Consider the following 14,407-nt stretch of genomic DNA (forward strand, 5'->3'; position numbering starts at 1 on the left):
GGTTGTCATGTCCGTGATCGCCCGTCCGGTGCAGGCCCCCCGAAAGGCCGTCGTGTCCGCGATCGCCCGGCCGGTGGAGATCCCCCGATGAAGGCCGAGACGGTCACCGCCCGCCCGATGCCCGGCAGGGCGGAGCTGCTGTCGTGGCTGCAGCGCTACGGCGTCTACGTCGCCGTCGTCGTCCTGGTGCTGTTCAACGCCGCCTTCACCCCCAACTTCCTCGCGGTCGGCAACTTCCGCACCCAGCTGCTGCAGGTCGCCCCCGTCGTCGTGGTCTCCCTGGGCATGGCCCTGGTCATCGGCGCCGAGGGCATCGACCTGTCGGTCGGCTCCGTCATGGCGCTGTCGGCGTCGGTGATCGCCCTCTACCTCGGCTACGGCGCCTGGCCCGCGATGCTCATGGCGATCCTCGCGGGGGCGGTCGTCGGGGGCGTCGGCGGCACGCTCGTCGCAGTGGTCGGGGTGCAGCCGATCGTGGCGACGCTGGCGCTGCTCGTCGGGATACGCGGGCTGGCCAACGTGCTGCTGCCGCAGCTGAAGGAGATCGGCAACCCCACGCTCACCGCGCTGGGCAGCGAGTCGGTGCTCGGCGTGCCGTACGTCGTGCTGGTGGCGGTGGCGCTCACCCTCCTGGTGCTGTTCGTCGTGCGCAAGAGCACCTTCGGGCGCCAGGTGGTCGCGGTCGGCGGCAACCGGGTGGCGAGCGAGCTGGCCGGGCTGCCGGTGCGGCGCGTCCTGCTGCTGGTCTACGTCATCTCCGGCGTGCTCGCCGCGATCGCCGGGATCCTCGCCAGCTCCCGCCTGCAGGCCAGCGACCCCACCTCGCTGGGCCTGTTCATGGAGCTGTCGGCCATCACCGCCGTCGTGGTGGGGGGCACCCCGCTGAGCGGCGGCCGGGTCCGCGTGCTGGGGACCGTGATGGGCGCGCTGCTCATGCAGCTGCTCCAGGCCACGCTGATCAAGCACAACCTGCCGCAGTCCTGGACCCAGATGGCCCAGGCCGTGATCATCCTCGCCGCCGTCTACGCCGCCAGGGAGCGCCGATGACCCTCACCACGGTTCCGGCGGAGACCGAGTCCCCCCGCGAGCGCGCCGGGAGGATCTTCCGCGGGCACGGCGCGCTGATCGTGCTCGCCGTGCTCGCGCTCGTCGGCTCGCTCGCCTTCGACTCCTTCGCCACGGTGGCGAACGTCGGCAACATCGCCACCTCCTCCTCGTTCCTGGCGATCATCGCGATCGGCATGACCTTCGTCATCATCTCCGGCGGCATCGACCTGTCGGTGGGGTCGCTGTTCGTGCTCGGCGGCGTCCTGGCGGCGTACGGCTCCCAGTACGGGCTCCTCGTCGCGCTCGCCCTGCCGCTCGCGGTGTCCGGGCTGTTCGGCCTGGTCCACGGGCTGGTCATCGCGCGGACCGGGATGGCGCCGTTCATCGTCACCCTGGCCGGGCTGCTGGCCGCGCGGGGGCTGATGCTGGCCATCTCCGACGAGGGCGCCGCGACCTACCTGGTCGAGGACCCGTCCTTCGCGCTGCTCGGCCAGGGCTCGGTGCTGAACGTCGGCTACCCGGTGCTCGTCACCGCCGTCCTGCTGGGCGTGGGGATGGTCCTGCTGCGGCGTACCGGCTTCGGGCAGAACGTCTACGCCATCGGCGGGAGCGAGGACGCCGCGAGCCTCATGGGCGTGCCGGTGGTCCGCACCAAGGTCGCCGTCTACCTGATGTCGGGACTGCTGGCCGGGCTGGCCGGGGCGCTCAACGCCGCCCGGCTGTCGTCGGGGGTGACGATTCTCGGCATCGGGCTGGAACTCGACGTGATCGCCGCCGTCGTCATCGGCGGCACCCTGCTCACCGGGGGAGCCGGGGCCCTCGGCGGCACGATCGCCGGGGCGCTGCTGCTCGGCGTGATCCAGAACCTGATCAACCAGGTCGGCAACCTCAACGCCTCCTTCCAGCAGGTGGTCAGCGGGCTCTTCCTCGCCCTCGTGGTGATCGCCCACCGGTTCCTGGGCGGGGTGCGCAAGACCGAGTGAGGCCCGGCGGGGGACCCCTGTGCGGATTTGTACCGGGACAGGTCGTCCCCCGAGGCGCATCCTGCGGGAAGACGACGCGGACCAGCGCCGACCAGCGCCGACCAGCGCAGACCAGCTCAGACCAGTGAGGTACGCCATGTGCCGGCACGAAACCCCATGTCCCCCTGCCTACGCGCCCGGCAGGGAGGCCGCGAGGCCGATCGCCTCCCACCCCGAGCAGGGCTGGAGCCTGCTCTGCAACGGGGTGGTGCTCTTCGAGGACACCGGCGAGCTGCTGCCCGACGGGCGGGCGGTCCCGCCGCACCGCCCGCCCGTCGCGACCGTCAAGCCCGCTCAGCCCGCGATGGCGGTCTCGGGGTCGTGCCCGTAGAGCCAGGCGCTCTGCCGGAGCGGGTCGCTGCCGGCCAGGGCCGCGTCGCGCTCCAGCTGGGCGGGCCCGTCGGGCAGGTGGTTCTGGATCTCGCGGCCCCGGCTCATCAGCTGCACCCGTGAGGCCCGGGGCCTGCGGATCTCCTCGTAGCGGGCCAGCGCCTTCGCCGCCGTCTCGCGGCTGGCGTCGCGCAGGCAGCTCGTGAGGACCACCGCGTCCTCGATCGCCTGGGCGGCGCCCTGGCCGAAGAAGGGCAGCATCGAGTGGGCGGCGTCACCCATCAGGGCCACCCGTCCCGACGTCCAGCGCTCCAGGGGGGCGCGGTCGTACAGGGCCCAGCGCTTGGTCTCGGTGGCCGCGGCGACCAGCTGACCCAGCCGGGGGTCCCAGGTCTCGAACTCGCGGGCCAGGTCCTCAAGCCGCCCGTCGGCCGTCCACGACTCGACGCGCCACTCGCCCGCGGGCACGATCGCGACGATGTTGACCAGCTTCTTGTCCCTGATGGGGTAGTGGACGAAGTGGCGGCCGGGCCCCAGCCAGAGCGTCTGCACCCGGCGCAGCGCCAGCTCCGGCGCCCGTTCGGCGTCGACCAGGCACCGGTAGGCGCACAGCCCGGAGAAGCGCGGCGGCTCCTCGTCGACGACCGCGGGCCGTACGGCCGAGTGGATGCCGTCCGCGCCGATCACCACGTCGGCGGTGACCGTCGTCTTCACGCCGCTGGCGCCGGTGAAGATCAGCTCGGTCTCGTCGTGGTCCTGCTGCAGCACCTCCAGCCGCCGGCCGGTCCTGACCGCGTCCGCGGGCAGCGCCTCCAGCAGCATGTCGAGCAGGTCGGCCCGGTGCGCGACGTAGCAGTCGGTGCCGTACAGCCTCCGGCACTCCTCGCCCATCGGCTGGGACGACAGCACCCGGCCGTCCTCCCAGCGCCGGAACTCCCAGGCGGTCTCCAGCGGCACGGCGAAGGACGCCAGCCGCTCGCCGAGCCCGGCCCGCACCAGGGGGCGGACCATGTTGGGGCCCACCACGATTCCCGCGCCGACCTCGCGCAGCTCGGCGGCCTGTTCGTACACGACGGCGTCGAGGCCTGCCTGCCGCATCAGCAGCGCGGTGGCCAGCCCGCCGAGGCCTCCTCCGACAATGGCGATCTTCACTCAGGGGTTCCTCTCGTCGGGCGGCGTCTCACCCCGCGGCACCGCGGTGTTCCTCGATGAGGTGTCTCATCAGCAGGTCCTCGCCGAAGTCGCCGGCCGGGTCGCGCCACACGCTGTGGGCGTGGTTGGCGTCGTCCTCGGTGTTGTCGAACTCGATCAACGTGACCGGGCCCTGGATCCGGTAGTAGTGGCCGAGCCCGTGGTCGTCGGCGCCGGCCCAGGCGAAGTGCAGGTCGCCGTGGCCGGCGGCGCGGACGCGGTCCATCTCGGCGGCCACCTGGCCGGGCCTGGCCCGGTCGAGGTAGCACTCCAGCAGCTCGTCGAACGCGCGCCGCTGCCCGGAGGTCAGGTCGGCGGCGGCGATCCCGCGCGGGTGCGCCCTGATGTAGCGCAGGGCCTGCCGGTCGGCCTCGGTGATCATCGCGTCCCGGCGGCCGACACCGTGCGGGTCGGGCAGCTCCACCTCGCCGATCCTCGGCACCGTACGGGTGACGAAGTCCGCCGGGGGCACCGGGTGGATGATCGCCCGCGCCCGCCGCCCGTCGTCCAGCGAGCGCAGCAGCGCGAACCCCAGGTCCTCCTCCTCGCCCAGCACCCGGTACGGGCCGAAGCGGGCCGGTTCCGAGCCCAGCAGGAACGGCGTCACCGCCAGGTGGTCCTGGTTGACGACCGTGAAGTTCAGCGACAGGTGGTGGCCGACCAGCCGCCACCCCCACACCGAGTCGGGGTTGGGCTGTCCGAAGAACGTCAGGAAGTACATCCCCGGGTTGCGGAACTCCCTGGCCACGTGCCCGAACCGTTCCAGGTTCAGCTCGCGCAGCACGTGCTCCAGCGAGATCACCTGCACCACCTGCGCGTACGACCGCTCCGAGCAGCACTGGGCGATCAGCCGGTGGGCCAGGATGCCCTGGTCGAAGCTGAGATCCCGCAGCGGCACCCCGGCGCGTCCCGAGGCGGGCAGGAAGTTCCAGTTCGAGCGGTCCGCGTCGTCGAAGGGCAGCAGCGCCCGTTTCCGCTGCTCGCCGTCCAGGGCGTCGTACAGGGCCATCGCGGCGAAGGTGATCAGGGTGACGTTGAAGTCCCCGGGACGCTCCTCAAGGCCCGAGCGCGGTGTCCGCCCGGGAGCACCGTGCTCGTGAGAAGAGTGGGTGAAATGCGAGGTCTGTGACATCGGTCAGCTCTCCGGCCACGCCACGATCGGGTTACGCACCGTCCCCAGCCGGCCGATCTCCACCTCGACCACGTCCCCGGCGCCCAGAAGGCGCGCCGGGGTGCGCGCGTACCCCACCCCGGCGGGGGTGCCGGTCGCCACCAGGTCGCCGGGGCGCAGCGTCATGGTCCGGCTCAGGTGCGCGAGCACCCGCCCGACCGGGAAGATCATGTCCTTGGTGTCGCCGTCCTGGACGACCTCGCCGTTGACCCGGGTCATCAGCCGGAGCCCGTCCGCGGGGTCGCCCACCTCGTCGGCGGTCACCACGGGGCCGATCGGCCCGCTGTGGTCGGAGTTCTTGCCGAGCGTCCACTGCGCGGTCAGCCGCTGCGCCCGGCGGGCGCTCAGGTCGTTGAAGGTCGCGTAGCCGAACACCCCCGCGAGCGCGGTCTCCTCGTCCACGCAGCGCAGCTCCGTGCCGACCACCGCGACCAGCTCGACCTCCCAGTCCAGGCCCGGCTCGTCCGGCGGCACCGGGACGGGCGTCCCGTCGACCGCGAGCGACGCCGTCCACCGGCCGAAGATCGCCGGTGTCTCCGGGATCGGGAAGCCGCCCTCGGCGGCGTGGTCCCGGTAGTTCAGCCCGACGCACACCGCCCGCGCGGAACCGGCCACCGCCGGGGCCAGGTCCAGCTCCGCCAACGCGTATCCGTACGATCCCGATTCGCCGCCGGAGAGCTCACGCGCCCTCGCGGTCCAGACGGGCAGGTCCGCGTAGAACTCGCCCACCTCGGTCAGCGGCGCCACCAGGTCATCACCGGTCAGTACGCCCACCCGGACCTGACGTTCATCCCGAAACCCGACAAACCTCATCGTTCACTCCCGACGTTCCCGATCACGGGAAGCACAGCAGTCTCGAACGCACCCTAACGTCGCTCCAGACTCATCGGGAGATCTTTGTACATTCCGCCCCAATTCGATAGGGGGAGCGGGGTCCGCGGGGTTTGAACGCCTCAGCTGAGGAACTGTCGAGGTATGGACGCACTCGCGCACGTCGACGCCTACTGGCGCGCGGCCAACTACCTGTCGGTCGGCCAGATCTACCTGCTGGACAACCCGCTGCTGGCCGAGCCGCTGCGGGCCGAGCACATCAAGCCCCGGCTGCTGGGGCACTGGGGGACCACGCCGGGGCTGAACTTCTGCTTCGCCCACCTGAACCGGATCATCGCCGAACGCGACCAGGACATGATCTATGTCGCCGGTCCCGGGCACGGCGGGCCCGCCGCGGTGGCGCACGCCTGGCTGGAAGGCTCCTATACAGAGAAATATCCGGATATCTCTCGTGACGGTGCGGGGATGCGGAGGCTGTTCCGGCAGTTCTCCTTCCCCGGAGGCATCCCCAGCCACGTGGCGCCCGAGACGCCCGGCTCGATCCACGAGGGCGGCGAGCTCGGCTACTCCCTGGCCCACGCCTACGGGGCCGCGTTCGACAACCCGGACCTGGTGGTGGCCTGCGTCATCGGCGACGGGGAGGCCGAGACCGGGCCGCTCGCGGCCAGCTGGCACAGCAACAAGTTCCACGCGCCCGGCCGCGACGGCGCCGTGCTGCCCATCCTGCACCTGAACGGCTACAAGATCGCCAACCCGGCCGTGCTGGCCCGCATCCCCGAGGGCGAGCTGGTCGGGCTCATGGAGGGCTACGGGTACCGCCCGCACCTCGTGTCCGGGGACGACCCCGAGGCCGTGCACCAGATCATGGCCGAGACCCTGGAGACGGTGTTCGACCAGATCGCCGAGGGCGGCCGGCCGCCGATGATCATTCTGCGGACGCCGAAGGGGTGGACCGGGCCGCGCGAGGTCGACGGCCTGCCGGTGGAGGGCACCTGGCGCTCCCACCAGGTGCCGCTGTCGGGGGTGCGCGACAACCCCGAGCACCTGGCGATGCTGGAGGAGTGGATGCGCTCGTACCGGCCGGAGGAGCTGTTCGACGCCGAGGGGCGGCCGGTGGCCGAGATCCTGGGGACGGTGCCCGAGGGGCCGCTGCGGATGAGCGCCAACCCGCACGCCAACGGCGGCGAGCTGCTGCGGCCGCTGGCGCTGCCCGACTTCCGCGAGCACGCGGTCGAGGTCAAGGCGCCCGCCTCCGCCACGACCGAGCCCACCCGGGTGCTGGGCGCCTTCCTGCGCGACGTCATCGCCGCCAACCCCGACAACTTCCGGCTGATGGGCCCCGACGAGACCGCTTCCAACCGGCTGCAGGCGGTCTTCGAGGTCACCGACCGGGCCTGGAACGCCGAGCTGCTGGAGACCGACGAGCACCTGGGGGAGGGCGGCCGGGTGATGGAGGTGCTCAGCGAGCACCTGTGCCAGGGCTGGCTGGAGGGCTATCTGCTGACCGGCCGCCACGGGCTGTTCAACTGCTACGAGGCGTTCATCCACATCATCGACGCGATGTTCAACCAGCACGCCAAGTGGCTGGAGTCCTCGCGCAAGATCCCCTGGCGCAGGCCGGTCGCCTCGCTGAACTACCTGCTCTCCTCACACGTCTGGCGCCAGGACCACAACGGCTTCTCCCACCAGGACCCCGGCTTCCTGGACGTGGTGATGAACAAGAAGGCCGAGGTGGTACGGGTCTACCTGCCGCCGGACGCCAACACGCTGCTGTCGACGGCCGACCACTGCCTGCGCTCGCGCGACTACGTGAACGTGATCGTGGCAGGGAAGCAGCCGGTGCTGGACCTGCTGCCGATGGGCGAGGCGATCGCGCACTGCACGCGCGGGCTGGGCGTGCTGGAGTGGGCCAGCACCGACGCCGGGACCGAGCCGGACGTGGTGCTGGCCTGCGCGGGTGACGTGCCCACCCTGGAGACCCTGGCGGCGGCCGCCCTGCTGCGCGAGCACCTGCCCCAGCTGAGGGTCCGGGTCGTCAACGTGGTGGACCTGATGCGGCTGCAGCCGCCCACCGAGCACCCGCACGGCATGTCGGACGCCGAGTTCGACGCGCTGTTCACCGCCGACCGGCCGGTCATCTTCAACTTCCACGGCTACCCGTGGCTGATCCACCGCCTGACCTACCGCCGCAACGGCCACGAGAACATCCACGTGCGCGGCTACAAGGAGGAGGGGACCACGACCACCCCGTTCGACATGGCCATGCTGAACGACATCGACCGCTTCCACCTGGTGATGGACGTCGTCGACCGGGTCCCCGGGCTGGCCGAGCGCTCGGCGCACCTGCGCCAGCACATGGCCGACTCCCGGCTGCGGGCCCGCGCCCACACCCGCGAGTACGGCGAGGACCCGGCCGAGATCCGCGACTGGACCTGGCCGTACTGATCGGGGAGCGCTGATCGGGCCGATCACGGGGTGGAGGCCCAGGACGAAACCGCCGCCGAGTCGCGCCGCTTCCCCTGGTGGCCGGGGAGATCGGGGAGGGGATCGCGCCCGTCCACGGACACCCCGTCGTTTGACCTTCGCGGACAGGGTAAGTGAGACGTCGCCGCAGCTCAGGCGATCGGGGAGGGAAAATGACCACGTTCGGATACTTCTTGTCGAGTGAGGAACACGGGCCGGCGGAGCTCGTACGCCAGGCCAAGCTCGCCGAGCGGGCGGGCTTCGAGGGCCTGTGGATCTCCGACCACTTCCACCCCTGGCTGGACGCGCAGGGCCAGAGCCCGTTCGTCTGGTCGGTGATCGGGGCGGTGGCCGAGGCGACCTCGCTGCCCATCACCACCGCCGTCACCTGCCCGCTGGTCCGCACCCACCCGGCGATCGTCGCGCAGGCCGCCGCCACCAGCGCGGCGCTGTCCGGCGGCCGGTTCCGGCTCGGCGTCGGCACCGGTGAGGCGCTCAACGAGCACATCGTCGACTCGCGCTGGCCCCCGGCCTCCGAACGGCTGGAGATGCTGGAGGAGGCGGTCGAGCTCATGCGGAAGCTGTGGAGCGGGAAGCTGGTGACCCACCGAGGAGAGCACTACCGCGTCGACACCGCCCGCCTCTACACCCTTCCCGACGAGCCGCCGCCCGTCTACATGTCCGCCTTCGGGGACAAGGCCGTGCAACTGGCCGGGAAGATCGCCGACGGCTACATCTGCACCGCCCCGAACGCCGGGCTGGTGGAGAAGTTCCACAAGGCGGGCGGCGCGGGCAAGCCCGCCCAGGGCGGGCTGAAGGTCTGCCACGCCGCCGACGAGGCCACCGGCCGCAGGACCGCGCACCGGATCTGGCCGACCGAGGGCATCCAGGGTGAGGCCATGCAGCTGCTGCCGCTGCCCCGCCACTTCGAGGAACTCGCCGAGATGGTGACCGAGGACGAGATCGCCGCCCCCTGCGGCCCCGATCCCGAGGTGCACCTCAAGGCGATCAAGGAGTACGTGGACGCGGGCTTCGACGAGGTCTACATCAGCCAGATCGGCCAGGAGCAGGACGCCTTCTTCGACTTCTACGCCAAGGAGGTCCTGCCCCGGCTGCGCTGACATCCTCGGCGCCCCGCTCTCCAGAAGCCCTCCCGAGGCCTTCCCGAGGCTCTCAAGGCCCTCTCAGGGTCATGGACCTGGCTCGATCGGGCGCCGCACGGTTACGAGATCTGCCAGATCTTCCAGAAGAAGCGGGGCGGGGCCGTCAAGGTCCCGCTCAACCCCTGATCACACCGGATATCGTAATAAAGGAGAAGCATGGACGCGATCGTTCTGCTCAAGGACGACCACAAGACCGTCGAGAAGCTGTTCAAGGAGTTCGAGGGCGCGGGCGAGCGGGCGTACAAGAAGAAGCGGGACCTCGTCGACCAGATCATCGAGGAGCTCACCGCCCACGCCCACATCGAGGAGCGGATCTTCTACCCGGCCGCGCGCGAGAGCGTTCCCGAGACCTCCGACCACGTCCTGGAGAGCGTCGAGGAGCACCACGTGGTGGTCTGGATGCTCTCCGAGCTGGCCGGGCTCGACCCCCAGGACGAGCGGTTCGACGCCAAGGTCACGGTGCTGATCGAGAACGTCCGCCACCACGTCGAGGAGGAGGAGCAGGAGTGGTTCCCGCAGGTGCGGGAGGCCATGGGACGCAAGAGGCTCCAGGAGCTCGGTGAGGAGATGGAGAAGGCCAAGGCCGGGGCGCCGAAGGACCCGCTCGCCCTGGGCAGCGCCCGCGCCTGACCCGTTCCGGCGGTCACCGCGCGGCCCCCTCGCCGCCGGGGAGTCATCGCCGAGAAGCCGCCTCCAGGGGAGCCGTCCCCGTGGAGCCGTCGCCCCCGAGGGGGAACACGTACGGGCCCCGGTCCCTCGAAGGGACCGGGGCCCGCTGCCGGGTCTGCCCCCGGTGGTCAGTGAAGCTGTTCGGTGACGAGGAAGGCGACGCCGCCGCCCTCGTCGACGTCCGCGTCCAGCGACTTGTCGTCGAGCATGTCCACGACCTGCGGGTCGAGGAAGATTCGTGCCCCTTCCGACTCCACCACCCTGTCGGCGGACTCGGGATGTTCCGCGATCGAGAGCACGAGCGATCCGGTTCCGTCGCTCTGGGATGAAATGCGAACCCCGGTGCCCGGGGAGTCGGTCACCTGCGAGCTGAGATCCCGGATTACCTGGGCTGCCGTGTCCGTCAATGTGAGCATTGCTACTCCTTGTCGGGATCGGGACTTGGATTCTTCGACCTTGCCCGCTCTCATCCGGCCCAACCATCCCCGCGGGTTTTCCCGCGTCCGGTCGATCATGCGAGCGCGCCGCGGCCCGGCGGAACCCCGCGTGTCGTCGCGCCCTCGTCCGCGGGTGGGTCGAGGGCTCAGGCCTTCCCGTCGAGCCGGTCGATGTGCTCGGCCGCCTTGCGCGCGGCGATCAGGACGGGGTCCCACACGGGGGCGAACGGGGGAGCGTACGACAGGTCGAGCCCCGACATCTCCTCCACCGTCATCTCGTGCCAGATGGCGACGGCCAGGGCGTCGATCCGCTTGGCCGCGCCCTCCTGGCCGACGATCTGGGCGCCCAGCAGGCGGCCCGTCCCCCGGTCGGCGATCGTCTTGATCTTCATTTCGCGGGCGCCGGGGTAGTAGCCGGCGCGCGTGGTGGACTCCACGATCCCGCCGACCGGCTCGAACCCGGCCTGCTCCGCCGCCGCCGTCGTCAGGCCGGTGCGCGCCACCTCGTACTCGCAGATCTTGGACACCGCGGTGCCCACGACGCCCGGGAAGGAGGCGTGCCCGCCGCCGATGTTGATGCCGATGACGCGTCCCTGCTTGTTGGCGTGGGTGCCGAGCGCGATCGCGACCGGTCGCCGGGAGACCCGGTGGAAGGTCTCGACACAGTCGCCGGCGGCCCAGACGCCCTCCACCGGGGTCCGCATCCGCCGGTCGGTGACGATCCCCGAGGTCTCGCCGACCGGGATGCCCGCGGCCCCGGCCAGCGCGCTGTTCGGGCGGGTACCGAGCCCGAGGACGACCAGGTCGGCGGGGAGGGTCAGGTTCTCGGTGCGGACCGCCGAGACCCGCCCGCCGGACTCCTCGAAGCCCTCCATGCGCTCGCCGAGGTGCACCTTCACCCCCAGGTCGCGCAGGGCGTCGGCGACGAGGGCGCCCATGTCGGGGTCGAGCGTGCTCATCGGCTGCTCGGCGGCGTCGACGAGGGAGACCTCCAGCCCGCGCCGTACCATCGCCTCGGCCATCTCCAGGCCGATGTAGCCCCCGCCGACCACCACCGCCCTGCGCGGCCTGTCCTCCAGGGCGCGCAGCAGCGCGACGCCGTCGTCGAGGGTCTGCACGCCGTACACCCCCTCGGCGTCGGCCCCCGGCACGTCCGGGCGGCCGGGCACGGCGCCGGTGGCGACCACGAGCTGGTCGAACGGCTCCCAGCTCGGGTCGCCGCCCCGCTCGTCGCGCACGGCCACCGCGCGCCGGTCCAGGTCGATCTCGACGACCTCGGTGCGCAGCCGCAGGTCGATGTCGAGCTCGTCGCGGAACACCTCCGGGCGCCGGCTGACCAGGGACTCCACGTCGTCGACCTCCCCGCCCACGAGGTAGGGGATCCCGCAGGCCGAGTAGGAGGCGTGAGCGCCCTTCTCGAAGGCGACGATCCGCAGGTCCTCCGGCCCGCGCCGGCGCCTGGCCTGGGAGGCCGCGCTCATCCCCGCGGCGTCGCCGCCGATCACCACCAGTCGTTCCGTCATCGCTTCCATCCCCCCTGTGGACCGCCGATGGTACGGCTTCCTCCAGCGGGCGTGCTCAAACGACCGGCACGCCACGCCGTGCGCGCTCACGGGCTCCGGGATACGGACACCCCCGCGCGGGCGGGCCCCCGGGGGGGCCTTCCCCACCGGGTACGGGGACGGATCACCCCCGCGCGGACAGGGCTCTCGTACGGTCCGGGACGCCCCTAGACCACCTCGAAGTCGGCCATCATCGCCATGTCCTCGTGTTCGAGGTTGTGGCAGTGCATCATGTAGCGCCCCCGGAAGCCCTCGAAGCGCACCAGGACCTCCACCACCTCGTACGGGTGGACGTCGACCGTGTCCTTCCAGCCGCCGTCCGTCGCCGCCGGGACCCGGCCGTTGCGCGACAGCACCTGGAAGTGGGCCATGTGCACGTGCACGGGGTGGTGGAAGTCGCCGGTGAGGCGCCAGACCTCGGTGGTGCCGAGCCGGGGCCTGGCCAGCGGGCTGCCGGGCCGGAACGGCAGGCCGTTGATCGTCCAGGAGGCCTCCGGGCCCTGCCCGGTCCTGCGGAAGTCGAAGAGCCGCGAGGCGGCGGCCGACGACCTGACGGCCGGTTCGAACGCCGCCAGGCGCCCCGGCACCGCGCTGTCCTCCCTGGCCCGGCGCGTGACGCGGAAGCGCATCACGTCGCGCGCCGGGCCGGTGCCGAGGGTGTTGACCATCGTCACTTCGGTGCCGACCGGGTAGGCGGAGAAGTCGACGACCACGTCGAACCGCTCGGCGGGGGCCATCGTGATCGCCTGGTGCGAGACGGGGGCGGCCAGCAGCCCGGCGTCGCTGCCGACCTGGACGAACCTGCCGCCGGGGGTCAGCTCCAGCCGGTAGCGGCGGGCGTTGGAGGCGTTGAGCAGCCGCAGCCGGTAGCGGGTGTTCGAGACCTCCAGCACCGGCCAGGGGGCGCCGTTGACCAGGATCACGTCCCCCTCGACCCCCTCCATGTAGGCGGCCTCGACCCCGGCGCTCACCAGCAGGCTGGGATCGGCCGCCGGGTAGCGGAACGAGCCGTCCTCCTCGAACGCGCGGTCGCAGATCATCAGGGGGACGTCCCGCTCGCCCCTGGGCAGCGGCAGCGCGTCGTCCTCGTCGTCCCCGACGATCATGAACCCGGCCAGCCCCCGCCAGACCTGCGGGGCGGTGAAGTCCATCCGGTGGTCGTGATACCAGAGCGTGGCGGCCCGCTGGTCCAGCGGGTACGCGTAGTCCCTCGCCCCCGGGTGTAGCGTCCACTGCGACGGGTCCACGCGCATGCCGTGGTGGGAGTGGCCGCCGGGCGGGGGCCGGAAGCCGCGGCCCTCGGCCACCACCAGGTCGGTGGGATAGCCGTCTGAGCCGGCCGGGGTCACCCCGCCGTGCAGGTGCGTGGAGGTCGGCACGGGCAGCTCGTTGCGGACCCGGACCGTGACGGGGCTCGCGCGCCGCACCTGGAAGGTCGGCCCGGGGAAGGTGCCGTCGAACCCCCACACCTCGGTCGTCGTCCCCGGGACGATCTCCACCTTCGCGGGGCGCTGGACCACCTCGTAGTGTCCCGGCCGCGCGGGGCGCGCCACGGCGGGGATCGGCAGCGGGACGGTGAACGGCCTGGGCAGCGGCAGCGCGCTGGGCAGGACCTGGCCCGCGGTCTCGGCCGACACCGCGCCGCATCCGGCCGCGGCCAGGCCCGTCACGCCGAGCGCGCCGCCCAGGAAACGCCTTCTGGAGATCACGCGGCCGCCCTCCGCTGTCCCCGCCACGTCCAGGCGGTCATCGACACGGCCATGCCGAAGATGACCATCGCCAGCGGGATGTGCACCGCGACCAGGCGCTCCTGGCCGAGCACGATCTGGGCGTTCACCAGTAGCAGTTGCAGGACGCTCACCCCGAGCGGCCACAGCGGGCCGCGTCCCGGCCGCCACAGCGTGATCGCGGCGATGAGCTGCAGGCCCACCAGCGCCGTGGTGATCATGGCGACGAGGTTGTGCTGGGCCAGCAGGTCCACCTCCCCGGTGACGAACATGCCGGCGATGACCGCCTGGCCGAGCACGGTCACCAGGTGCAGGGTGGCGGTGACCCGCAGGGACCAGACGATCCAGGCGGGCACGCGGGCCGGACCGGTCCGGGCGGGCGCGTCGGCCGGACGGGCAGGCCCGGCCGGATCCGCTGGGCCTGCCGGGCCTGCCGGGCCTGCCGGATCCGCCGGTGCGGGCACGCCGGCCCGGCCGGTCGGAGCGGTTGGGGAACTCATGGACACCTCCGTCGGATTTCGGTGTCCAGGCTCCCGGCCCGGGGCGCGGGCGTCGTCACCCCGGCGAAGCGCCCTGCCGTACTTCCCCTGGTGTACGAGGGACCGGTCGTGCCCGGACGTACGACCGGGGGAGTAGACGGCGGCCGGTGCGCGAACGGCTCGCGAAGACCCGCTCGGAGGGGGGCGGATGCCGTGGGCTTGACAAAAGGGCGGTATCAGGTGGTACAAAAATCATAAGATGACGAACAGATAGCCGCAATATTTCATTCATATGTCGCAAAGAATCGATCCCCG

13 protein-coding genes are annotated in these 14,407 nt (G+C 71.8%); 6 read left to right on the forward strand and 7 right to left on the reverse strand.

The window, feature by feature from the left end; all coding sequences use genetic code 11:
* Nucleotides 1-87: 87 nt before the first annotated feature.
* The 3 genes from ACSC1Q_RS27355 to ACSC1Q_RS27365 all read left to right on the forward strand — a co-directional run bounded on the left by ACSC1Q_RS27355 (nt 88) and on the right by ACSC1Q_RS27365 (nt 2,400).
* Nucleotides 88-1,047 carry an ABC transporter permease gene (locus tag ACSC1Q_RS27355; RefSeq protein ID WP_436761545.1) on the forward strand — a complete coding sequence of 320 codons (960 nt, stop codon included), beginning with the start codon at nt 88-90 and terminating at the stop codon, nt 1,045-1,047.
* Entirely contained in the window at nt 1,044-2,030 is a 987-nt protein-coding gene (locus ACSC1Q_RS27360) for an ABC transporter permease (protein WP_436761546.1), read from the forward strand. Before ACSC1Q_RS27355 ends, ACSC1Q_RS27360 begins: the two co-directional genes overlap by 4 nt.
* Nucleotides 2,031-2,166: 136 nt before the next feature.
* A complete protein-coding gene (locus ACSC1Q_RS27365) occupies nt 2,167-2,400 on the forward strand; it encodes a DUF5999 family protein (protein WP_436761547.1) in 234 nt (77 codons plus the stop codon).
* Here the strand turns inward: ACSC1Q_RS27365 and ACSC1Q_RS27370 are convergent.
* From ACSC1Q_RS27370 to ACSC1Q_RS27380, 3 genes are read right to left on the reverse strand one after another with little or no spacing between them, the layout of a single operon-like run.
* Entirely contained in the window at nt 2,364-3,551 is a 1,188-nt protein-coding gene (locus tag ACSC1Q_RS27370) for an FAD-dependent monooxygenase (RefSeq protein ID WP_436761548.1), read from the reverse strand. The two genes, ACSC1Q_RS27365 and ACSC1Q_RS27370, sit on opposite strands and share 37 nt — an antisense overlap.
* Nucleotides 3,552-3,579: 28 nt before the next feature.
* Nucleotides 3,580-4,722: a DUF3500 domain-containing protein gene (locus ACSC1Q_RS27375; protein ID WP_436761549.1), complete on the reverse strand. Its 1,143-nt coding sequence runs from the start codon at nt 4,720-4,722 to the stop codon at nt 3,580-3,582.
* A gap of 3 nt (nt 4,723-4,725) precedes the next feature.
* The gene (locus tag ACSC1Q_RS27380; protein WP_436761550.1) at nt 4,726-5,535 is read right to left on the reverse strand and encodes a fumarylacetoacetate hydrolase family protein; all 810 of its coding nucleotides are present in this window, start codon (nt 5,533-5,535) and stop codon (nt 4,726-4,728) included.
* Nucleotides 5,536-5,736: 201 nt separating this feature from the next.
* On the opposite strand from ACSC1Q_RS27380, the gene ACSC1Q_RS27385 reads away from it, so the two are divergent.
* The 3 genes from ACSC1Q_RS27385 (at nt 5,737) to ACSC1Q_RS27395 (ending at nt 9,848) form a co-directional block, all read left to right on the forward strand.
* Nucleotides 5,737-8,037, forward strand: coding sequence for a phosphoketolase family protein (locus ACSC1Q_RS27385; RefSeq protein ID WP_436761551.1), 2,301 nt, complete (start codon nt 5,737-5,739; stop codon nt 8,035-8,037).
* Between the two features lie 191 nt (nt 8,038-8,228).
* Nucleotides 8,229-9,176 carry a TIGR03557 family F420-dependent LLM class oxidoreductase gene (locus tag ACSC1Q_RS27390; RefSeq protein WP_436761552.1) on the forward strand — a complete coding sequence of 316 codons (948 nt, stop codon included), beginning with the start codon at nt 8,229-8,231 and terminating at the stop codon, nt 9,174-9,176.
* 198 nt (nt 9,177-9,374) lie between these two features.
* Nucleotides 9,375-9,848, forward strand: coding sequence for a hemerythrin domain-containing protein (locus ACSC1Q_RS27395; protein WP_436761553.1), 474 nt, complete (start codon nt 9,375-9,377; stop codon nt 9,846-9,848).
* 167 nt (nt 9,849-10,015) lie between these two features.
* Here ACSC1Q_RS27395 and ACSC1Q_RS27400 read toward each other — a convergent pair whose 3' ends face one another.
* The 4 genes from ACSC1Q_RS27400 to ACSC1Q_RS27415 all read right to left on the reverse strand — a co-directional run bounded on the left by ACSC1Q_RS27400 (nt 10,016) and on the right by ACSC1Q_RS27415 (nt 13,969).
* Nucleotides 10,016-10,303 (reverse strand): Fe-S cluster assembly protein HesB, encoded by a 288-nt coding sequence (locus ACSC1Q_RS27400; RefSeq protein ID WP_436761554.1) that lies wholly within the window; start codon nt 10,301-10,303, stop codon nt 10,016-10,018.
* Between the two features lie 167 nt (nt 10,304-10,470).
* Nucleotides 10,471-11,847, reverse strand: coding sequence for an FAD-dependent oxidoreductase (locus tag ACSC1Q_RS27405; RefSeq protein ID WP_436761555.1), 1,377 nt, complete (start codon nt 11,845-11,847; stop codon nt 10,471-10,473).
* Nucleotides 11,848-12,053: 206 nt separating this feature from the next.
* Complete coding sequence (locus ACSC1Q_RS27410) at nt 12,054-13,595, reverse strand: multicopper oxidase family protein (protein ID WP_436761556.1); 1,542 nt, start codon at nt 13,593-13,595, stop codon at nt 12,054-12,056.
* Entirely contained in the window at nt 13,592-13,969 is a 378-nt protein-coding gene (locus ACSC1Q_RS27415) for a hypothetical protein (RefSeq protein ID WP_436761557.1), read from the reverse strand. Before ACSC1Q_RS27415 ends, ACSC1Q_RS27410 begins: the two co-directional genes overlap by 4 nt.
* Nucleotides 13,970-14,407: the final 438 nt, after the last annotated feature.

The sequence above is a fragment of the Streptosporangium heterodermiicola genome (assembly GCF_051390675.1).
Classification (GTDB): domain Bacteria; phylum Actinomycetota; class Actinomycetes; order Streptosporangiales; family Streptosporangiaceae; genus Streptosporangium.